20 protein-coding genes and 1 pseudogene are annotated in these 20,842 nt (G+C 69.4%); 16 read left to right on the plus strand and 5 right to left on the minus strand.

The window, feature by feature from the left end; all coding sequences use genetic code 11:
- Together DCN14_RS38745 and DCN14_RS38750 are read left to right on the plus strand one after the other, a co-directional pair.
- Window positions 1–159 (plus strand): annotated as a pseudogene (locus DCN14_RS38745) (DUF3331 domain-containing protein); the annotation flags it as partial.
- Between the two features lie 39 nt (window positions 160–198).
- A complete protein-coding gene (locus tag DCN14_RS38750; protein WP_239007748.1) occupies window positions 199–498 on the plus strand; it encodes a DUF3331 domain-containing protein in 300 nt (99 codons plus the stop codon).
- A gap of 125 nt (window positions 499–623) precedes the next feature.
- On the opposite strand, the gene DCN14_RS21835 is transcribed toward DCN14_RS38750, so the two are convergent.
- Entirely contained in the window at window positions 624–2,225 is a 1,602-nt protein-coding gene (locus DCN14_RS21835) for an acid phosphatase (protein WP_346265278.1), read from the minus strand.
- Window positions 2,226–2,432: 207 nt separating this feature from the next.
- On the opposite strand from DCN14_RS21835, the gene DCN14_RS21840 reads away from it, so the two are divergent.
- From DCN14_RS21840 to DCN14_RS21850, 3 genes are all read left to right on the plus strand, one after another.
- Window positions 2,433–3,818, plus strand: a complete 1,386-nt coding sequence (locus DCN14_RS21840) for a cytochrome c peroxidase (protein ID WP_096506901.1) — start codon at window positions 2,433–2,435, stop codon at window positions 3,816–3,818.
- A gap of 127 nt (window positions 3,819–3,945) precedes the next feature.
- The gene (locus tag DCN14_RS21845) at window positions 3,946–4,332 is read left to right on the plus strand and encodes a hypothetical protein (protein WP_096506900.1); all 387 of its coding nucleotides are present in this window, start codon (window positions 3,946–3,948) and stop codon (window positions 4,330–4,332) included.
- 11 nt (window positions 4,333–4,343) lie between these two features.
- A complete protein-coding gene (locus DCN14_RS21850; protein WP_096506899.1) occupies window positions 4,344–4,823 on the plus strand; it encodes an NUDIX hydrolase in 480 nt (159 codons plus the stop codon).
- Window positions 4,824–4,944: 121 nt separating this feature from the next.
- Here DCN14_RS21850 and DCN14_RS21855 read toward each other — a convergent pair whose 3' ends face one another.
- Window positions 4,945–6,654 (minus strand): glutamine--tRNA ligase/YqeY domain fusion protein, encoded by a 1,710-nt coding sequence (locus DCN14_RS21855; RefSeq protein ID WP_096506898.1) that lies wholly within the window; start codon window positions 6,652–6,654, stop codon window positions 4,945–4,947.
- A gap of 253 nt (window positions 6,655–6,907) precedes the next feature.
- Between DCN14_RS21855 and DCN14_RS21860 the strand changes: the two genes are divergently transcribed.
- Both DCN14_RS21860 and DCN14_RS21865 read left to right on the plus strand, forming a co-directional pair.
- Entirely contained in the window at window positions 6,908–7,117 is a 210-nt protein-coding gene (locus DCN14_RS21860) for an ornithine acetyltransferase (protein WP_006497729.1), read from the plus strand.
- 172 nt (window positions 7,118–7,289) lie between these two features.
- Window positions 7,290–7,838 carry an alpha/beta hydrolase gene (locus DCN14_RS21865; protein ID WP_096506897.1) on the plus strand — a complete coding sequence of 183 codons (549 nt, stop codon included), beginning with the start codon at window positions 7,290–7,292 and terminating at the stop codon, window positions 7,836–7,838.
- A 188-nt stretch (window positions 7,839–8,026) separates the two neighbouring features.
- Here the strand turns inward: DCN14_RS21865 and DCN14_RS21870 are convergent, their stop codons facing one another.
- The gene (locus tag DCN14_RS21870; protein ID WP_096506896.1) at window positions 8,027–9,247 is read right to left on the minus strand and encodes a CaiB/BaiF CoA-transferase family protein; all 1,221 of its coding nucleotides are present in this window, start codon (window positions 9,245–9,247) and stop codon (window positions 8,027–8,029) included.
- Between the two features lie 237 nt (window positions 9,248–9,484).
- On the opposite strand from DCN14_RS21870, the gene alaS reads away from it, so the two are divergent.
- Window positions 9,485–12,109 carry an alanine--tRNA ligase gene (gene alaS, locus DCN14_RS21880; RefSeq protein WP_096506895.1) on the plus strand — a complete coding sequence of 875 codons (2,625 nt, stop codon included), beginning with the start codon at window positions 9,485–9,487 and terminating at the stop codon, window positions 12,107–12,109.
- Between the two features lie 139 nt (window positions 12,110–12,248).
- Here alaS and DCN14_RS21885 read toward each other — a convergent pair whose 3' ends face one another.
- A complete protein-coding gene (locus tag DCN14_RS21885; RefSeq protein WP_096506894.1) occupies window positions 12,249–13,181 on the minus strand; it encodes a LysR family transcriptional regulator in 933 nt (310 codons plus the stop codon).
- A 124-nt stretch (window positions 13,182–13,305) separates the two neighbouring features.
- Here DCN14_RS21885 and DCN14_RS21890 point away from each other — a divergent pair, with 124 nt between their 5' ends.
- From DCN14_RS21890 to DCN14_RS21925, 8 genes are all read left to right on the plus strand, one after another.
- On the plus strand, window positions 13,306–14,544 hold the full coding sequence (locus tag DCN14_RS21890) for a YbfB/YjiJ family MFS transporter (protein ID WP_096506928.1): 1,239 nt from the start codon (window positions 13,306–13,308) through the stop codon (window positions 14,542–14,544).
- A 121-nt stretch (window positions 14,545–14,665) separates the two neighbouring features.
- Complete coding sequence (locus DCN14_RS21895) at window positions 14,666–15,202, plus strand: NUDIX domain-containing protein (protein ID WP_096506893.1); 537 nt, start codon at window positions 14,666–14,668, stop codon at window positions 15,200–15,202.
- Between the two features lie 94 nt (window positions 15,203–15,296).
- Entirely contained in the window at window positions 15,297–15,734 is a 438-nt protein-coding gene (locus DCN14_RS21900; RefSeq protein ID WP_096506927.1) for a thioesterase family protein, read from the plus strand.
- 13 nt (window positions 15,735–15,747) lie between these two features.
- Window positions 15,748–16,683, plus strand: coding sequence for a branched-chain amino acid ABC transporter permease (locus DCN14_RS21905; protein ID WP_096506892.1), 936 nt, complete (start codon window positions 15,748–15,750; stop codon window positions 16,681–16,683).
- Window positions 16,676–17,917, plus strand: coding sequence for a branched-chain amino acid ABC transporter permease (locus DCN14_RS21910; protein ID WP_096506891.1), 1,242 nt, complete (start codon window positions 16,676–16,678; stop codon window positions 17,915–17,917). Before DCN14_RS21905 ends, DCN14_RS21910 begins: the two co-directional genes overlap by 8 nt.
- Window positions 17,914–18,663 (plus strand): ABC transporter ATP-binding protein, encoded by a 750-nt coding sequence (locus tag DCN14_RS21915; protein ID WP_096506890.1) that lies wholly within the window; start codon window positions 17,914–17,916, stop codon window positions 18,661–18,663. The genes DCN14_RS21910 and DCN14_RS21915 overlap by 4 nt, the downstream gene beginning before the upstream one ends.
- On the plus strand, window positions 18,660–19,364 hold the full coding sequence (locus DCN14_RS21920) for an ABC transporter ATP-binding protein (protein ID WP_096506889.1): 705 nt from the start codon (window positions 18,660–18,662) through the stop codon (window positions 19,362–19,364). Before DCN14_RS21915 ends, DCN14_RS21920 begins: the two co-directional genes overlap by 4 nt.
- A gap of 172 nt (window positions 19,365–19,536) precedes the next feature.
- Window positions 19,537–20,283 carry a glucose 1-dehydrogenase gene (locus DCN14_RS21925; protein ID WP_096506888.1) on the plus strand — a complete coding sequence of 249 codons (747 nt, stop codon included), beginning with the start codon at window positions 19,537–19,539 and terminating at the stop codon, window positions 20,281–20,283.
- Window positions 20,284–20,305: 22 nt separating this feature from the next.
- Here DCN14_RS21925 and DCN14_RS21930 read toward each other — a convergent pair whose 3' ends face one another.
- Window positions 20,306–20,800 (minus strand): heme-degrading domain-containing protein, encoded by a 495-nt coding sequence (locus DCN14_RS21930; protein ID WP_096506887.1) that lies wholly within the window; start codon window positions 20,798–20,800, stop codon window positions 20,306–20,308.
- Between the last annotated feature and the right edge of the window lie 42 nt (window positions 20,801–20,842).

Genomic DNA, 20,842 nt, shown 5'->3' on the forward strand with positions numbered 1-20,842 from the left:
ATGAATGCGCGCGTGCAGGTGCTCGCTTATTCGGACGAGGTGCTGATCGTGCGCTGGCTGGCGTCGGGCGGCGCGGAACAGCGCTGGACGCCCGGGCGGGCATGCCGCTCGGGCCGTTGCGCGCTGTCCGGCGAGAAGATCGTGTGCGGCGACGCCGTCTTCAGCCCGCGCGGGCATGCACCGGCCGATCCGAATGCGATGATCCTGGCCGCGGCGCTCGGCAGTCCGCAAGCGTCGGCGGGGCGGCCGCAGGTGCAGGTGCTCGAGCGCTCGGCGCAGTTGCTGGTCGTGCGCTGGGTCGAACCGGGGCGTGCGCACTTCGGCGAGCAGCACTGGAAGCCCGGGCGCGCACGGCATGCGGGTGTCTGCGCGCTGACGGGCGCGCGGATTGCGTGCGGGGATGACGTGTTCCGCCCGACCGGACGGCCGGTGCCGCCGAATTCCCGCGCGATGATTCTGGCCATCGCGCTCGATGACGCCGACTTCGCGCAGGCATGAGCGAGGAGCGGGCATGACGCCGGACCTGCCGGAGCGAGGCGCGCGGGCAGAACGAACAAAGGGCGGCCTAAGCCGCCCTTCGTCATGCGCGGCCGGCATCGCGCCGGCCGTTCCTGGTCGTACCGTTACAGGTTCGGCGACAGCGTGAGCGCGTTCGTCAGGTCGCCCATCGGCTGCGCGCCGTTCGCCTTCAGCGCGTCGTCGCGCTGCTGCAGGCCCGTGAGGCGCGGCAGCGAGAAGCGGCGCGTGATGAAGCGCAGGATCGACGCCGTGTCGTATTGCGTGTGGTCGACGAAACCCTTCTTCGCGTACGGCGACACGATCAGCGCCGGGATCCGCGTGCCCGGGCCCCAGCGATCGCCCTTCGGCGGCGACACGTGATCCCAGAAGCCGCCGTTTTCGTCGTACGTGACGACCACGACCATGTTCTTCCACTGCGGGCTTGCCTGCAGGTGCGCGATCACGTTCGCGATGTGCTGGTCGCCGCTCGACACGTCCGTGTAGCCCGCGTGTTCGTTCAGGTTGCCCTGCGGCTTGTAGAACGACACTTGCGGCAGCGTGCCCGCGTCGATCGCCTTGATGAACTCGCTGCCGTCGGTGCCGCCGTCGAGCAAGTGTTGCGCGCGGCTCGTGCTGCCCGGCGCCTGGTTCGCGTAGTAGTTGAACGGCTGGTGGTGCGGCTGGAAGTTCGGCGCCGTCATGTTCGGGCCGTAGATCACGTCCGCCGTGCCGCTTTGCGCCGCCTGCAGCGCCTGGTTCCATGCGCCGCCGTACCATGCCCACGACACGCCGGCATTGGTCATCAGGTCGCCGATGTTCTGCTGCGTCTGCGCCGGCAGCGTCGTCGCGGCCGACGGGTCGGCGAGGTTCGGGTCGCCGCCCGATGCGGCCTTGTTGCCGCTCGGCTGATACGGCGGCTGCATCGTGTTGATCGCGTAGAAGTCGGGTGTCAGGTTGCCCGAGTTCACGAACTTCGGAATGCCGTCGAGCGCGGACGCCGGCGAGTTGCTCGCGAGCTGTAGCGACTTGCCGTCTGCCGCGACGGCCGAGATCGAGCCGGATGCCGGGCTCTTGTCGGCGTTCGCGTAGAACGGCGCGCACGCGCAGATCAGGTACTGGTGGTTCAGGAACGAGCCGCCGAACGCGCCCATGAAGAAGTTGTCGGCGAGCGTGTATTGCTGCGCGATCTTCCACAGCGGCAGCTTCGTCGCGTCGGGCGTGTAGTGGCCCATCACGAGGCCGCCGGAGTCGGCCCATGCGGCGAACATGTCGTTCTTGCCGCCGTTGATCTGCATCTGGTTCTCGTAGAAGCGGTGATACAGGTCGCGCGTCGTCACGCTCATCGACGTGTTGAACCCGTTCGGGTCGTCGATCGCGAACGGCGCGTTCGGCAGGTTGGCCGTCATCGCTTCGGTCACGGCGGGCGTCACGCCCTTCGCGGTCAGGCCGCCCCAGACTTTCGGCAGCGTCGCGAGCGGCTGGCCGTTGCGGTCCTTCTGCTGCGCGCTGGCCGCCGTCACGTTCTGCAGGCCGTTCGCGCCCGGGAAGTTACCGTACAGGTTGTCGAAGCTGCGGTTTTCCGCATAGATCACGACGACGTTCTTCACCGTCGACAGACCTTGCGGCTGCACGTCGTCGCCGCCGCAGGCGGTGAGGGCGGCCGCCGCGGCAACGGCGATCGGCGTAAAGCGAATCCAGGCGTGGTTTTTCATGCGTTGTACTCTCATCTCTCTTGTCGCGTGGGGGACCGGAGCATCGGTTTGCGGCCGGTTCTCGAAGATGACCGTCGCGTGTCCGGCTGTCAGTATTTTGAGGGTGCGATTTGACAGGCAAGTGTAGGCGTCCTTTCGATTGGCTGTCGGTGGGGCGTCATGGAGCGGTCATGCGGCTGACATAAACTCCGGCCGCTCATGAACCCACTTTCCTCCGAATCGATGAAGCCTCGCCAACCGGCAGCCGGCGCATTTGCGCGCTCGCGGCTGCATCTGACCAGCGCATTCGCGCTGGCTACCGCGCTTGCAACGCTTGCCGGCTGTGACGCGCAGCCGGGTGCCGGCACGCCGTCCGCACAGGTTGCGAGCGCATCCAGTGCATCGGGTGCCGTACAACCGGTTGCGTCCGCAACGATTGCCGCGAGCGGCCCGGTGGTCGCCGCGAACCAGCCGCAGACCCGCGCGCAAGTTTACGAAGGCGTGCGCCGGATGACGGCGCTCGGCAAGCAACTTTTCTTCGACCCTACACTGTCAGGTTCCGGCAAGCTTGCGTGCGCGTCGTGCCACAGCCCCGAGCACGCGTTCGGGCCGCCGAATGCGCTGGCGGTGCAGCTGGGCGGCGACGACATGAAGCGTCCGGGCTTTCGCGCGGTGCCGTCGCTCAAGTACCTGCAGGGCGTGCCGCAATTCACCGAGCACTTCCACGACTCCGACGACGAAGGCGACGAGAGCGTCGACGCCGGCCCGACCGGCGGCCTCACGTGGGACGGCCGTGTCGACACGGGCGCCGAGCAGGCGCGCATTCCGCTCACGTCGCCGTTCGAGATGAACAGCACGCCCGCGAAGGTCGCGCAGGCCGTGAAGGCCGCGCCGTATGCGGACGAGTTTCGCGCGGTGTTCGGCGTGAAGGTGCTCGACGACGACGCGGGCACGTTCAAGGCCGTGCTGCGCGCGCTCGAGACGTTCGAGCAGACGCCCGAGCTGTTCTCGCCCTATACGAGCAAGTACGACGCGTACCTCGCGGGCCGTGCGCCGCTCACGCCGGCCGAATTGCACGGGCTGCAGCTTTTCAACGACGAGAAGAAGGGCAATTGCGCGAGCTGCCACATCAGCCAGCGCGCGCTCGACGGCACGCCGCCGCAGTTCAGCGATTTCGGCCTGATCGCGATCGCGGTGCCGCGCAACCGCGCGCTGCCGGTCAATCGCGATCCGCGCTTCCACGATCTCGGCGCATGCGGCCCCGAGCGCACCGACCTGAAGGGCCGCGACGAATTCTGCGGGCTGTTCCGCACGCCGTCGCTGCGCAACGTCGCGTTGCGCAAGACGTTCTTCCACAACGGCGTGTACCACTCGCTCGAGGACGTGATGCGCTTCTACGTCGAGCGCGACATCCATCCGGAGAAGTTCTATCCGGTGGTGCACGGCAAGGTGCAGATCTACGACGACCTGCCGAAGCGCTACTGGCCGAACATCAACCGCGAGCCGCCGTTCGACCGCAAGCGCGGCGACGCACCGGCGCTGAACGCGGCCGAGATCAAGGACGTGATCGCGTTCCTGAACACGCTGACTGACGGATATCAGCCGGCGGCGACGTCGGCGGTGCACTAGAACACGGCCTTTGCGGCACGCATGCTATGCTCGCTCGCTGACAGGCGTGGCGCGTGCCGGAGGGCCGGCTCCCGGTTCGCCGGCCGCGTGCCGCGCCGTTCGATCGAACATCCAAGGAGAACAACACATGTCGATGCGTGCATCCGTTTCCGTCGTTACGCGCGTGCTGGCCGGCGCCGCGTGTGCAGCCGCGATGCTGCCCGCCCATGCGCAAAGCAACCTGGGCTTCCTGAACGACACGCCGCTGACCTACTTCAGCAAGACCGACCGTGCGTCGCTGACCCAGGCTGTCGCGCAGGTGCGCGACGAGGGCAAGGACGGCGAGACCACGACGTGGCAGAGCAGCGGTCGCGGCACGCAGATCGATGCCAGGCTCACGCCGTCGACGTCCGAGAGCGACGGCAAGACCTGCCGCGAGATCGCCACCGAAATCACCGCGAAGGGCCAGACGATGACGCTCAAGCCGGTCTTCTGCAAGACCGGCGCGGGCAAGTGGCAGTTGCAGAAGCGCTGAGCGCGCGTGCCATGAAGCGCAGCGGTGCGCCGCGCACGCCGCGTACGGTATCGTGCGGCGTCGTGATTCTCGATGCGGCCGGACGCGTGTTCCTCGCGCATGCGACGGACACGACGCACTGGGACATTCCGAAGGGGCAGGGCGAGCCCGGCGAGACGCCGGTCGACGCCGCGCTGCGGGAGCTGCGCGAGGAAACCGGCATCGAATTCGCGCCCGCGCGGCTGCGCGATCTCGGCCGCTTCGCCTATCGTCACGACAAGGATCTGCACCTGTTCGCGGTGCAGGTCGCGGATGACGAGATCGACCCTGCGCACTGCACGTGCACGTCGCTGTTTCCGAGCCGTCGCGACGGCTCGCTGATTCCGGAGATGGACGCGTATCGCTGGACCGTGCCGGGCGACGTCGACGCGTATGCGAGCCGCAGCCTTGCGCGGCTGTTTCGTACGACGCTGTCGCTCGCGGAATTGCATCGGCAGTTGACCGGCGCGTGAGCGCGGGGTGCCCGCTGCCGCCGCGATCGTCGGCACGCAATGAAAAACCGGCCCGCAGGCCGGTTTTTTTATCGTCGCGCGCCGGGAGCCTGACGGCTCGCGGCGCGCGCGGAGCAGGCCGTCAGGCCGGCTTGCCCCAGCTGTCGCGCAGCCCGACGATCCGGTTGAACACCGGCTTGCCCGGCTTCGAATCGACGCGGTCGGCGACGAAATAGCCGTGACGCTCGAACTGCAGGCGCGTTTCCGGTGCGACGTCGCCGGCGCCCGGTTCGACGTAGGCCTGCGTGATCTTCTTCGAGTTCGGGTTCAGCGCATCGAGGAAGTTCGCGCCGCCCGCGTCCGGATGCGGCTCCTTGAACAGCCGGTCGTAGATGCGCACTTCGGCCGCCTGCGCATGCTTCGCGCTGACCCAGTGGATGTTGCCCTTGACCTTGTAGTTGTTCGCGCCTTCGGTGCCCGACTTGCTGTCCGGGAAGTAGTTGCAGTGCACGGCCGTCACGTTGCCGTCGGCGTCCTTGTCGAAGCCCGTGCATTCGATCACGTAGCCGTAGCGCAGACGCACCTTGTTGCCCGGGAACAGGCGGAAATAGCCCTTCGGCGGATTCTCGACGAAGTCCTCGCGCTCGATCCACAGCTCGCGCGAGATCGGGAACGTGCGCACGCCGCGCTCCGGATGGTGCGGATGCACGGGGGCCGTGCACGCTTCCTCGAGGTCTGCCGGATAGTTGTCGATCACGAGCTTCAGCGGTTCGAGCACGGCGACCGAGCGCGGCGCCTTGTCGTCGAGGTCGTCGCGCAGCGCGCCTTCGAACACGCTCATGTCGATCCACGAATCGACCTTCGTCACGCCGATGCGCTCGCAGAACAGATGGATGCTCTCCGGCGTGAAGCCGCGGCGGCGGATCCCGACGATCGTCGGCATGCGCGGGTCGTCCCAGCCTTCGACGTGGCCTTCGGTCACGAGCTGCAGCAGCTTGCGCTTGCTGGTGATCGCGTACGTGAGGTTCAGTCGCGAGAATTCGATCTGTTGCGGCAGCGGACGCGTGAACATGCCGGCTTCCGCGAGTTCGTTCAGCACCCAGTCGTACAGCGGGCGGTGATCCTCGAACTCGAGCGTGCACAGCGAATGCGTGATGCCTTCGAGCGCATCCGAGATGCAGTGCGTGTAGTCGTACATCGGATACACGCACCATGCGTCGCCGGTGCGGTAGTGGTGCGCGTAGCGGATCCGGTAGATCACCGGGTCGCGCATGTTCATGTTCGGCGAAGCCATGTCGATCTTCGCGCGCAGCACGTGCTCGCCTTCCTTGAATTCGCCTGCCTTCATCCGGCGGAACAGGTCGAGGTTTTCCTCGGGCGAGCGCTCGCGGAACGGCGACGGCTTGCCGCCATCGATCAGCGAGCCGCGGTTCGCGCGCATTTCGTCGGCGCTCTGGCTGTCGACGTACGCACGGCCGCGCTGGATCAGCAACTCGGCGAACGCGTACAGCTTGTCGTAGTAGTCGCTCGCGAAATACTGGTGATCGACCGCGTCCTTGCGCCAGTCGAAGCCGAGCCAGCGCACCGCGTCGACGATCGAGTCGACGTATTCGACGCTTTCCTTTTCCGGATTCGTGTCGTCGAAGCGCAGGTGGCACACGCCGCCGTAGTCGCGCGCGACGCTGAAGTTCAGGCAGATGCTCTTCGCGTGGCCGATGTGCAGATAGCCGTTCGGCTCGGGCGGAAAGCGCGTCTCGACGCGCCCGCTCCATTTACCGGTGCGGTTGTCGTCGTCGATGATGTTGCGGATGAAATTGGAAGCCGCGGGGGCGTCGTTGCGTTCGGTGCTCATGCGGATGGCGTCAGGTTGTGTCGGCGCGTCGCGCCGGTTTAATCCTGCAATTCTACCTGACCGGGGTCCGTCCCGCGCGGGTTGCGGCATGACAGGGGACGGTTCGGGATGTGTCGCGCAATATCTCGATAGTGTGTCGGCTGTAACACGAGGTAAATCGGATTGCCGGCGCCGTTGGGGTTTTCCTATGATGGCTTTACCGATTCAATGCCGCCATCCGTAATTTTTTCCTGGCGGGAGGAAGCCAACAATCATGATGAAGAAGACCACTTTTCTCGTTCGTACCGCAGTCATCGTCGCGGCTCTGTCGCAACTCGGCGCATGCGCGATGACGCATACGCAGCGTAATGCCGGTATCGGCGCGGCCGCGGGCGGCGCGCTCGGCTACCTGATCACGGGCGGCCCGGTCGGCACGGTCGCCGGCGCAGCGGCAGGCGGCCTGGTCGGCGCCGGCGTGCGCTGACCGAAGCCGGCGCGCATGAGCGCCGGTTGGTCCTGATGGCGTCTGCGGCGCGTCACGACCCGTTCATTCTCCGCACACCCACTGCGCGATTCGACAGGCAGCCTCAGGGAGGGGCGGGTGTGCGACACTTCGTCGACGTCACATAACGACACCCTGCGTCGACGAATCTTCCATGAGCGATTCTCTCGTTTTCGTGCTGCCGGGCTACGGCAACTCCGGTCCACTCCACTGGCAAAGCCGCTGGGAGCGCGCCGACGCGCGTTTCGTGCGCGTCGCGATGCCCGACTGGGACCGTGCGTCGCGCAACGGCTGGTGTCTCGCGCTCGACCGCGCGGTCCAAGCCGCACCGGGCCCGGTGACGATCGCCGCGCACAGCCTCGGCACGCTGACCACCGCGTGGTGGGCAACCCGCTACGCGCGGCCGGCCGCGCTCGCGAAGGTGCGCGGCGCGCTGCTCGTCGCGTTGCCCGATCCGGCGGGGCCGGCGTTTCCGGCCGACGCGCACGGCTTCGGGCCGGTGCCGCACGAACGACTGCCGTTTCCGACCTGCGTCGTTGCGAGCAGCGACGATCCGTACGGTTCGATCGCGTTCGCGCGCGGCTGCGCGCACGCCTGGGGCAGCACCTTCCGCGATCTCGGCCCGCGCGGCCACATCAACGCGGACAGCGGGCTCGGCGACTGGCCGGCCGCGCGCGGCTGGCTCGACGTGCTTGCGCGTTAGCTTGCGGAAGTGGCGTTGGCGGGTGTTAGCCGGCCCAAGCAGTACCAGGCGGCACCAGGCGGCACCAGCGGGCCGGCGCGAGTGCGCGTCGACCGGTCAGCCAACCGGTTCGTTCGTCGCCCGGCGGCATCCCTGTACTTCGCCGCGCGTGCCCGAAGGGGCGCCGCGCGGCTGCCGTGCCGGTGCGATCAGATTGCCTGCTTCGCCTTCAGCGCGGCGATCCGCGCATCGTCGTAGCCGAGCATGTCGCGCAGCACGTCTTCCGTCTGCGCGCCGAGCAGCGGCGGGGCGGTGCGCGCATCGGGCGGCGTCGCGCTCATCCGGATCGGATTGCGCACGAGCTTCACGTCCGCGCCGCACGGGTGCGGCAACGATACCTGCATCCCGCGCGCGATCACCTGTTCGTTGTCGAACACCTCGTCGAGCGCGTTGATCGGCCCGCACGGCACGCCGGCCGCTTCGAGCGCGGCGATCCAGTGCGCCTTGCCGAGCGTCTTCACCATCTCCGCGAGCATCGGCACCAGCGTGTCGCGGTGACGCACGCGCGCCGGGTTCGTCGCGAACCGCTCGTCGTCCGCCAGCTCGGGGCGCCCGCCGGCTTCGACGAACTTGCGGAACTGCCCGTCGTTGCCGACCGCGACGATGATCCACCCGTCGCTCGTCTGGAACGTCTGGTACGGCACGATGTTCGGATGCGCGTTGCCCCAGCGCACCGGCGCCTTGCCGCTCGCGAGGAAGTTGGTGTTCATGTTCGCGAGCAGCGCGACCTGCACGTCGAGCAGCGCCATGTCGATGTACTGGCCTTCGCCCGTGCGATCGCGGTGCGCGAGCGCCGCGAGCACGGCGATCGTCGAATAGAGGCCCGTCGCGAGATCGGCGATCGCGACGCCGGCCTTCTGCGGGCCGCCGCCCGGCTCGCCGTCGCGCTCGCCGGTGATGCTCATGAAGCCGCCGATCCCCTGCACGATGAAGTCGTAGCCCGCGCGGTGCGCGTACGGGCCGGTCTGGCCGAAACCCGTGACCGAGCAGTAGACGAGATCGGGCTTCACCGTGCGCAGCGATTCGTAATCGAGCCCGTACTTCTTCAGTTGCCCGACCTTGTAGTTCTCGAGCACGACGTCGCTCTGCGCGGCGAGCTCGCGCACGATCTGCTGGCCCTCGGGCGTCGCGATGTCGACCGTCACCGAGCGCTTGTTGCGGTTCGCCGCGAGGTAGTACGCGGCCTCGGCCGTATCGGCGCCGGCCGCGTCCTTCAGGTACGGCGGCCCCCAGTGGCGCGTGTCGTCGCCGGCGCCGGGGCGCTCGACCTTGATCACGTCCGCGCCGAAATCGGCAAGCGTCTGCGCGCACCACGGGCCCGCGAGCACGCGGGTGAGGTCCAGCACGCGGATATGGCTCAGGGCACCCATCGTCGAATCGTCTCCTTTCGTGGCTCGCCTTGCAGGACAAGGCGGATTGGCATGCCGGACATCTTAAGGCGAATCGGCCGCACCGGTGGCCCAGGCCGCTCGTCCGGCCGGGCGGGCCGCTGCCGTTTGGGGCGGCAGTCTCTATCGTATAATCGAGCGTTTACGATATTTGCCCGCCGTGCGTCCGCGAGGACGGCCGGCGTTTGAAGCCGCTCAGCCAGACATTCCCCGCACGCCATGAAAGCTGCCGAAATCCGCGAGAAATTCCTCAAATTCTTCGAATCGAAGGGCCACACGATCGTCCGCTCGTCGAGCCTCGTGCCCGGTAACGACCCCACGCTGATGTTCACGAACTCGGGCATGGTCCAGTTCAAGGACGTGTTCCTCGGCACGGACCCGCGTCCGTACTCGCGCGCCACCACGGCGCAGCGCAGCGTGCGCGCGGGCGGCAAGCACAACGACCTCGAGAACGTCGGCTATACGGCGCGCCACCACACGTTCTTCGAGATGCTCGGCAACTTCTCGTTCGGCGACTACTTCAAGCACGACGCGATCCGCTTCGCGTGGGAGCTGCTGACCACGGTCTACCAGCTGCCGAAGGAAAAGCTGTGGGTCACCGTCTACCAGGAAGACGACGAAGCGTACGACATCTGGGCGAAGGAAGTCGGCGTGCCGACCGAGCGGATCATCCGGATCGGCGACAACAAGGGCGCGCGCTACGCGTCGGACAACTTCTGGACGATGGGCGACACCGGCCCGTGCGGCCCGTGTACCGAAATCTTCTACGACCACGGCCCGGAAGTGTGGGGCGGCCCGCCGGGATCCGCCGAAGAAGACGGCGATCGCTACATCGAGATCTGGAACCTCGTGTTCATGCAGTTCAACCGCGACGCGCAGGGCAACATGACGCGCCTGCCGAAGCAGTCGGTCGACACCGGCATGGGCCTCGAGCGCCTGGCCGCGGTGCTGCAGCACGTGCACAGCAACTACGAGATCGACCTGTTCCAGAACCTGATCAAGGCCGCCGCGCGCGTGACCGAGATCAGCGACCTCACGAACAACTCGCTGAAGGTGATCGCCGATCATATCCGCGCGTGCTCGTTTCTGATCGTCGACGGCGTGATTCCCGGCAACGAAGGCCGCGGCTACGTGCTGCGCCGCATCGTGCGCCGTGCGATCCGCCACGGCTACAAGCTCGGCCGCAAGGGTTCGTTCTTCCACAAGCTGGTGGCCGACCTCGTCGTGGAGATGGGCGCGGCGTACCCGGAACTGAAGGAAGCCGAACAGCGCGTGACCGACGTGCTGCGCCAGGAAGAAGAGCGCTTCTTCGAGACGATCGAGCACGGGATGTCGATCCTCGACGCCGCGCTGGCCGACGTCGAGGCGAAGGGCGGCAAGGTGCTCGACGGCGAACTCGCGTTCAAGCTGCACGACACGTACGGCTTCCCGCTGGATCTGACGGCCGACGTGTGCCGCGAGCGCGGGATGACGGTCGACGAGCCGGCGTTCGACGACGCGATGGCGCGTCAGCGCGAGCAGGCGCGCGCGGCCGGCAAGTTCAAGGCCGCGCAGGGCCTCGAATACACGGGCGCGAAGACCACGTTCCACGGTTACGAGGAAATCGCGTTCGACGATGCGAAGGTCGTCGCGTTGTACGTCGACGGCGCGTCGGTCAACGAAGTGAAGACCGGCCAGGATGCGGTCGTCGTGCTCGATCACACGCCGTTCTATGCGGAATCGGGCGGCCAGGTCGGCGACCAGGGCGTGCTCGCGAACGCCGCGACGCGCTTCGCGGTGGCCGATACCCTGAAGGTGCAGGCCGACGTGATCGGCCATCACGGCACGCTCGAACAGGGCACGCTCAAGGTCGGCGACGTGCTGCGCGCGGAAATCGACGCGCACCGCCGTGCCCGCACGCAGCGCAACCACTCGGCGACCCACCTGATGCACAAGGCGCTGCGCGAGGTGCTGGGCGCGCACGTGCAGCAGAAGGGCTCGCTCGTCGACGCGGAGAAAACCCGCTTCGACTTCGCGCACAACGCACCGATGACCGACGACGAAATCCGTCGCGTCGAGCAGATCGTCAACAACGAAATCCTCGCGAACGCGCCGGGCATCGTGCGCGTGCTGCCGTACGACGAAGCGGTGAAGGGCGGCGCGATGGCGCTGTTCGGCGAGAAGTACGGCGACGAAGTGCGCGTGCTCGATCTCGGCTTCTCGCGCGAGCTGTGCGGCGGCACGCACGTGAGCCGCACCGGCGACATCGGCTTCTTCAAGATCGTCGTCGAAGGCGGCGTCGCGGCCGGCATCCGCCGCGTCGAGGCGATCACCGGCGACAACGCGGTGCGTTTCGTGCAGGATCTCGACGCCCGCGTGAACGAAGCGGCCGCCGCGCTGAAGGCGCAGCCGTCGGAACTCACGCAGCGTATCGCGCAGGTGCAGGACCAGGTGAAGTCGCTCGAGAAGGAGCTGGGCGCGCTGAAGTCGAAGCTCGCATCGAGCCAGGGTGATGAGCTCGCACAGCAGGCCGTCGAAGTCGGCGGCGTGTACGTGCTGGCCGCGACGCTCGACGGCGCGGATGCGAAGACGCTGCGCGAAACGGTCGACAAGCTGAAGGACAAGCTGAAGCGCGCGGCGATCGTGCTCGCGGCCGTCGAAGGCGGCAAGGTCAGCCTGATCGCGGGCGTCACGCCCGACGCGAGCAAGAAGGTCAAGGCCGGCGAGCTCGTGAACTTCGTCGCGCAGCAGGTCGGCGGCAAGGGCGGCGGCCGTCCGGACATGGCGCAGGCAGGCGGCACGGAACCGGCGAACCTGCCGGACGCGCTCGCAGGCGTCAAGGGCTGGGTCGAAGCGCGTCTTTGATCGTCACGGCCGATGCGATGCGGTCTCGCTGACCGCATCGCGTTCGATGAAAAACGACCCGATCGGCGTTGGCCGGTCGGGTCGTTTCGTTTTGGGGGCGGGGCGCGGTGAACGCGCACCGCTTGCCAGAACCGCCGCCTCAGGCCGGCGCCACCGCCGGCGCGCTGGCCGGATCGGCTGCCTGCCGCGCGGCGTGCGTGGCATGCGCGGCGTCGCCAAGCGCATCGCGCAGCGCGGCGAGCGCCGCCGACGCGTAACCGTGCCGCCACGCGAGCAGCGTGTCGATCCCTTCGAGTTCGGCGATCGTGTGCGCGGCGACGTTGCCGGTCTCGGGCTGCAGGTCGAGCACCGAGCGCGGCGCGACCGCGATTCCCGCGCCGGCCGCGACGCACGCGACGATCGCGTGATACGAGCCGAGTTCGAGCACCCGCGCGGGTTTCATCCCGTATTGCGCATACCATTGCTCGACGTATTTCCGGTACGTGCAGCCGCGCTCGAACGCGATCAGCGTCGGCAGGATCACGTCGCGCGGCGTGCGCACCGGCGGATGGCCGCGCGGGGTCAGCAGCACCAGGTCTTCACGGTAGACCGGCACGGTCTCGAACGTGTCGGGCAGCGTGTCCGGCGCGGGCGGCCGCGCGAACAGCGCCGCATCGATCTCGAAATCGCGCACCTTGTCGATCAGCCAGCCGGTCGTGCCGGTGACGAGCTCCAGCGACACGTCGGGCCACGCATGGTGATAGCGCGCGAGCACGGTCGGCAGGCGGCTCGCGGCGGTGCTTTCCATCGTGCCGAGCCGCAGCCGCCCGCGCGGCGTGTCCTCGCGCACCGCGTCGCGCGCCTCGTCGGCCAGCGCGAGCAGCCGTTCCGCATACGGCAGCAGCGTGTGGCCGGCCGGCGTGAGCACGAGCCGGCGGCCGTCGCGCACGAACAGCGCCGCGCCCAGCTCCTCTTCGAGCTGCTTGATGCGTGTCGTCACGTTCGACTGCACGCGATTGAGCTTCGCCGCCGCGCGCGTCACGCCGTTCTCGCGCACGACGGCCCGGAAAATCGCCAGCGCCGCCAGATCCATAATTCTCTCCGGGAGATAGTTGAATTCTTGATTATTCATTTTTCAAGAACGTTTGGTCAAGCTACGATACACGCATTCCGATTCCCGTTCCGGCCGGCGCGCGCTGCGCGCGGCCCATGCCGCCATGTCCCGTTCCGATGCTCCGAGCGCCGCTCCCGGCGCGCACCTGTCCGACGCTGCCGACCGCCGCGCGCGCACGGCCGCGCTTGCCTGCATGATCGGGCTGGCGGTCGCGCTCGGCGTCGGCCGCTTCGCGTTCACGCCGCTGCTGCCGCTGATGCTCGCCGACGGCTCGATCGGCCTGAAGGCCGGCAGCTGGCTCGCGTCGGCGAACTACGCCGGCTATTTCGTCGGCGCGGTCAGCTGCGCGGCGCTGAAGATCGCGCCCGCGCGGATGGTGCGCGTCGGGCTTGCCGCCACGGTGCTGCTGACCGCCGCGATGGGCGTCGGTCATCTGCTGTCCGTCTGGCTCGTCGTGCGCTTCGTCGCGGGCGTCGTCAGTGCGTGGACGTTCGTATTCGTGTCGCAATGGGGGCTGCGGCGTCTGGCGGAGCTGCACGCGCCCGAGTGGAGCGGGGTGATCTACGCGGGGCCGGGCGTCGGGATCGTGCTCACCGGGCTGATCGGCAGCGCGCTGGCCGGACACCGCGCGGCGCCCGGCTGGCTGGGCTTCGCGGCGTTGTCGGCGGTGCTGTCCGTCGCGATCTGGCGCATCTTCGGCGATGCGCCGGCCGTCGCCGGGCAGCCGGCCGCACCCGCTCGGCATGCGGTCGCCGCAGCCGCGCCGGCCGACGCGCGGCGCCACCGGGCCGATGCCGCGTGGCTCGTCGTGCTGTACGGGATGCCGGGCTTCGGCTACATCATCACCGCGACGTTCCTGCCGGTGATCGCGCGCGCCGCGCTGCCGGCCGGCTCGCCGTGGCCGGACCTGTTCTGGCCGATGTTCGGCGCGGCGCTGATCGTCGGCGCGATCGCCGCCGCGCGGCTGCCCGGCCACTGGGACAACCGGCTGCTGCTCGCGGCCGGCTGCGCGACGCAGGCGCTCGGCATCGCGGCGGGCATCGTGTGGCCGAACGCGGCCGGCTTCTCGGTCGGCAGCGCGCTGCTCGGGCTGCCGTTCACCGCGATCACGCTGTTCGCGATGCGCGAAGCGCGCCGGCTGCATGGCGAGCGTGCGGCCGGGCTGATGGGTTATGCGACCGCGTCGTACGGGGTCGGGCAGATTCTCGGCCCGCTCGTCGCGGCGCCGCTCACCGCGCGCTTCGGGTCGTTCTCGCCCGCGCTGTGGGTCGCGGCGGGTGCGCTGCTGGTCGGCGCGGCCGGTTTCGCGGCGACCGCCGCAAGCGGACGCGCGCGACCCTGACGGCGTCGGGGCCGGATCATCTGCGGCGCGGCAAACTCGCTAGAATGAAGCCTTTCCAGCGCCGAGCGGGCGCGCCACGCGGCCTGCACACGGCCGCCGGACGCTCGCCAGATCCCTTTCGATGACCACTGCCGACTACCGCTTTTGCCCGCGCTGCGCGCGCTCGCTGACCGAGCGCGCCGATCCCGAACACGAGGGCGGCCGCATCCGCCAGGCTTGCCCGGACGACGTGTGCGGCTACGTGCACTGGAACAATCCGCTGCCGGTGGTGGCCGCGATCGTTGAACTCGACGGCAAGATCCTGCTCGCGCGCAACGCGGCCTGGCCGGAAGGGATGTTCGCGCTGATCACCGGCTTCCTCGAGAACGGCGAAACGCCCGAGGACGGCATCGCGCGCGAGCTGCTCGAGGAAACCGCGCTGAAGGCCGAGCAGGTCACGCTGGTCGGCGTCTATGAATTCATCCGCAAGAACGAACTGATCATCGCGTACCACGTGCGCGCATCGGGCACCGTCGCGCTGTCGCCGGAGCTGCTCGAATACCGGCTCGTCGATCCGCCGCTGCTGCGCCCGTGGCGCGCCGGCACCGGCTATGCGCTCGCCGACTGGATGCGCGCGCGCGGCCTCGATTTCGAATTCGTCGACCGAGCGGGGCAGTGACCGCCCGCCCGGCTTGCGCCATTTCATCCGCGGCGCCGCGGCAGCCTGCCGTTCGCCGGCCCGCGTCGCCATCCTCGTCCTGACCGCCATCGCCATGTCCGACAAGCCGCAGCCGCGTCCGCGCGACGCCTATCCCCACTTCCTGCCGATCACGACCCGCTGGATGGACAACGACGTCTACGGGCACGTGAACAACGTCGTCTACTACAGCTACTTCGACACCGTCGTGAACGAATACCTGATCCGCGCGGGCGTGCTCGATGTCGAGCACGGACAGACGATCGGGCTGGTGGTCGAGACGCAGTGCAACTACTTCGCGCCGCTCGTGTTTCCGCAGTCGGTCGACGCCGGGCTGCGCGTCGCGAAGCTCGGCACGTCGAGCGTGCGCTACGAGATCGGGCTGTTCGCGGCCGGGCAGCCGTCGCCGGCCGCGCAGGGGCATTTCGTGCACGTGTACGTCGATCGCGGCACGCGCCGCCCGGTGCCGCTGCCCGACGCGCTGCGCGCGGCGCTCGAACCGCTCGCCCGCTGACGGGCGCGCGGCGGTGCACGCGTTCGCGCTCCAGGCCTTCAACGGCCTCAGTTACGGGTTGCTGCTGTTCATGCTGTCGGCCGGCCTCACGCTGATCTTCAGCGTGCAGGGCGTGCTCAACTTCGCGCATGCGAGCTTCTACATGCTCGGCGCATACGTCGGCTACAGCATCGCGGCGCGCGCGGGCTTCTGGCCGGCGCTCGTGCTCGCGCCGCTCGCCGTGGGGCTGCTGGGCGCCGGCTGCGAGCGCACGCTGCTGCGCCGTGTCCAGGCGCGCGGGCACACGAGCGAGTTGCTGCTGACCTTCGGGCTCGCGTACCTGGTCGGCGAAGGCGCGAAACTGCTGTGGGGCCTCGCGCCGCTGCCGGCGCCGGTGCCGCCGTTCTTCGACGGCGCGCCCGTGACCGTGCTCGGTCTCGCGCTGCCGCGCTACCGGTTGTTCATGATGGGCATGTCCACGGCGATGCTGATCGCGCTCGGCGCGTTGCTGCGCGCGTCGCGCATCGGGCTCGTCGTGCGCGCCGCGCTCACGCATCGCGACGCCGTCGAAGCGCTCGGCTACGACGTGCCGCGCGTGATGACGGGCCTGTTCGGCGCCGGCACCGCGCTCGCGGCGCTGGCCGGCGTGATCGGCGCGCCGCTCGCGGTGATCGAGCCGGCGCTGGCCGAGACGGTCGGATCGGTGGTGTTCGCGGTCGTCGTGATCGGCGGGCTCGGTTCGCTCGGCGGCGCGTTCGTCGCATCGCTCGCGGTCGGTTTCGCGCAGACCTTCGCGGCGTCCAGCGACACGTCGCTGCGCGCGCTCGCGCAATGGGCGGGCGTCGCGCTGCCCGACAGCGTGGCCGCCGTGTCGATCGCACAGCTCGCGCCGCTAGTGCCGTATCTGCTGCTCGTCGCGGTGCTGGTCGCGCGTCCGCGCGGATTGTTCGGCGAGCGGGTCGATGGATAGCCGCGCGCTTGCCGGCGCGCTGCGCTGGGTGACGTTCGCCGCGTGCGTCATGCTGCCCGCGTGGCTGTGGCCGCATGGCGCGCTGCTCGGCTATCTCGCGCAGACGGCCGCACTCGTCGTGCTCGCGCTGTCGTACAACCTGCAGCTCGGCACGACCGGGCTGCTGTCGTTCGGCCATGCGGCGTTCGCCGGCCTCGGCGCGTTCGCGGCGGCGCACTGGTTCAATCGTTTCGGCGGCCCGTTGCCGCTGCTGCCGCTCGTCGGCGGCGTGGCCGGCGCGGGCTTCGGGTTCGTCGCGGGGCTGCTCGCGACCCGCCGCGCGGGCACCGTGTTCGCGATGATCACGCTCGGCCTCGGCGAATGCGTCGCGGCGGCCGCGTGGAGCGTGCCCGCGTGGTTCGGCGGTCTCGGCGGCGTGCCGATCGACCGCGCGAGCGGCACGCCGTGGGGCAACTGGAATTTCGGCGCGCCGCTGCAGGCGTATACGGTGATCGGCGCGTGGTGCATCGCGTCGGCAATCGCGATGCATGCGCTGACGCGCACGCCGCTCGCGCGGCTCGCGAACGCGGTGCGCGACAACCCCGCGCGCGTCGCCGCGCTCGGCACCGAGCCGCGCCGCGTGCGGCTCGCGATGGTCACCTGCGCGTCGTTCTTCGCGGGCATCGCCGGCACGCTGACGCTGATCGACGTCGAAATCGCGACGCAGGACAGCGTGTCGATGGCGCGTTCGGCGACCGTGCTGATCGCCGCGGTGATCGGCGGCACCGGCGCGTTCTTCGGGCCGGCAGCCGGCGCGGCCGTGCTGACCGCGCTGAGCGTCGTCGTCGCGGGCGTATCGCGTGCGTGGGCGCTGTATCTCGGCGTGCTGTTCGTCGCGGTCGTCGTCGCCGCGCCGCGCGGGATCGCGGGCCTCGCGCAGGATGTCGCGCACGCGTTGCGCCGCGACGCGCCGGCCGTCGAGCGCTGGCGCATGTTGTGCGGTGTCGGCGCGTGCGTGTTCTGGGGCGTCGCGATCGTTTGCGCGGCCGAGCTCGGTTATGCGTGGCGCTTCGCGCAGGACGATGGCGCCGCCGGCATCGCGTTCGGCGCGTGGGGCATCGATGCCGACGCGCCGGCCGGCTGGGCGGTCGCGTGCTCGGCGGCGGGCATCGGCATGCTGCTGTGGGGCTGGCGCGCACGGCTCGCGAACGGCGGCGCCGGCGCGCGGGGCGGCCAGCGGGAGGAGCGGCGATGAACGGCAACGCGATCGCGCTCCACGGCATCGTGCAGCGCTTCGGTGCGCAGACGGTGCTCGACGGCGTCGAACTGAGCGTCTCCGCCGGCGAGCGTCATGCGCTGATCGGACCGAACGGCGCGGGCAAGTCGACGCTGTTCGGCGTGATCGCCGGCGCGACGCGGCCGACGCGCGGGCGCGTCGTGCTGCATGGCGTCGAGCTGCGCGGACGCGGGCCGGTCACGGCCAGCCGCCTCGGCATCGGCCGCAGTTTCCAGCAGACGAGCGCGTTCGCGCGGCTGAGCGTGTTCGACAACCTGCGCTGCGCCGCGCTGCATGCGCCGGCCGAGCGGCGGCGCTGGTGGAACCGGCTGCGCGAATCGGCGTCGGTCGATCTCGCGGCCGCGCGCGTGCTGCACGACATCGGTCTCGATGCGCGGCGCGACACGCTCGCCGGCGAGCTCGGCTATGCGGAGCAACGCGCGCTCGATCTCGGCATCGCGCTCGCGAGCGGCGCGCGCACGCTGCTGCTCGACGAACCGACGGCCGGCATGAACCGCGAACAGGCGGCGCGGATGATCGCGCTGATCCGCGCGACGACGCAGGGCCGCACGGTGCTGATGATCGAGCACGACATGGACGCGGTGTTCGGCTTCGCCGAGCGCATCACGGTGCTCGTGCGCGGCACGGTGGTCGCGACCGGCGCGCCCGACGCGATCCGCGCCGATCCGGCCGTGCGTCGCGCGTATCTCGGGGAGCACGCATGAGCGCGCTGCTCGATATTCGTGGCTTGCGTGCGTGGTACGGGATGCAACCCGTACTCGACGGTGTCGATCTCGCGCTCGCGCCCGGCGAAACGCTCGCGCTGCTCGGCCGCAACGGCTCCGGGCGCTCGACGCTCGCGAAGGCCGTGATGGGGCTCGTGCGGACGGCGGGCTCGGTGCATATCGCCGGGGTCGAATGCGCGGGCGCGCGCACCTTCGAGATTGCGCGGCGCGGCGTCGCTTATGTGGCCGAAAGCCGCGACGTCTTTCCGCTGCTGAGCGTGCGCGACAACCTGCGGCTCGGCTTGCGCGGCGCGAGCGGCGCGGCGGGGCGTGACGCGCTCGAACGGCTGCTCGCGCGGTTTCCGCTGCTGGCCGCGCGTGCTGACGTGAAGGCCGGCCGCCTGTCGGGCGGCGAACAGCAGGTGCTCGCGCTGGTGCGCGCGCTCGCGGGCCGCCCGCGCGTGCTGATCGTCGACGAGCCGGCCGAAGGGCTCGCACCGCTCGCGGTCGACGAGGTCGGCGCGTGCCTCGCCGCGCTGCAGGCCGACGGTGTCGCGATCCTGCTGATCGAGCAGCGGTTGCAGCTTGCGCCGCGGCTTGCGCGGCGCGTCGCCGTGATGGGGCGCGGCCGGATCGTCTACGACGGCGCGCTCGACGGGCTTGGCAGCGATGTCGTCGGCGCCTGGTTGAGCGCTGGTTGAGCGCAGGCGGAGCCCGCCCCGCCGATTGTTCGGTAGATCCCGCCAGTCAATTCGTGTCGAGCCGCTTTATCGCCGCGGCATGAATCGCCAACATGGCCAGCATGGCCGGTGCGTCGCGAAGGCGGCAACCGGTGACCATCCATCGAAGGTCTTCCGACTGAGGAAAGAAATCATGAGCAAGTTGGCAAACAAGGTAGCGATCGTCACGGGCGCATCGAAGGGGATCGGCGCCGCGATCGCCAGGGCGTTGGCCGCGGAAGGCGCGTCGGTCGTCGTCAACTACGCGAGCAGCAAGGCCGGTGCGGAGGCGGTCGTGAGCGCGATCGTCGAGGCGGGCGGCCGCGCGGTCGCAGTCGGCGGCGACGTGTCGAAGGCGGCGGACGCCCAGCGCATCGTCGATACCGCGATCGACACCTATGGCCGTCTGGACGTGCTGGTCAACAATTCCGGTGTGTACGAATTCGCGCCGATCGAAGCGATCACCGAAGAACACTATCGCCGGCAGTTCGACACGAACGTGTTCGGCGTGCTGCTGACGACGCAGGCGGCCGTCAAGCATCTCGGCGAAGGGGCGAGCATCATCAACATCAGCTCGGTGGTGACGAGCGTCACGCCGCCCGCGAGCGCCGTGTACAGCGGCACCAAGGGCGCCGTCGATGCGATCACCGGCGTGCTCGCGCTCGAGCTCGGCCCGCGCAAGATTCGCGTGAACGCGATCAACCCGGGCATGGTCGTGACCGAAGGTACGCACAGCGCGGGCATCATCGGTTCGGATCTCGACAAGCAGGTGCGCAGCGAGACGCCGCTCGGCCGCCTCGGTGAACCGGACGACATCGCGTCGATCGCCGTGTTCCTCGCCTCGGACGATGCGCGCTGGCTGACCGGCGAGCGCATCGTCGCGAGCGGCGGGCTGCGCTGATCCGGCGAGCCGGCGTGTGCGCCTACGCGATCATCGCGAGCGCGTTCGCGCCGACGTGCCATCGCAGGCTTTCGACGACGAGCGCATGATCGCGTGCGTCGTCGAGCCCCGCGAGCGTCATCGCGCCGACGATTCCGCCTCCGGTAATCCGCAGCGGCACGCCGCCGCCGTCGAGCGCATAGTCGTCGTCCGACAATCCCTGCGACTGCAGCGACCAGCCGGCGCGGTGAAACCGCACGCCGACTTCGAGCGAACTGAGACCGAAACGGAACACCGTGTTCTGCCGGCGGCGGATCGCGTCGCTGTCGCCTGCGCGGCTGCCGTCGAGCGCGCAGTAGAAGAGCGGTAATGCTTCGCCGACGATGCCGACCGCGATCGGCAGCCCGCGTCGCGACGCCAGGTTGATCGCGATGTCGCCGAGCCGGCGCGCGACGTCGGCATCGAAGCGCGGCAGCTTCGGGGCCGACGGACCGTCGCCGGAAGTCCGGGGCGGGATGTGCGGGAAGGGCGTTGCCATGTCAGCTCCGGGTCGTCGCAACAGCGGCTTGCGCGCGTGTGC

Source organism: Burkholderia sp. IDO3, from assembly GCF_003366075.1.
Taxonomy (GTDB): domain Bacteria; phylum Pseudomonadota; class Gammaproteobacteria; order Burkholderiales; family Burkholderiaceae; genus Burkholderia; species Burkholderia anthina.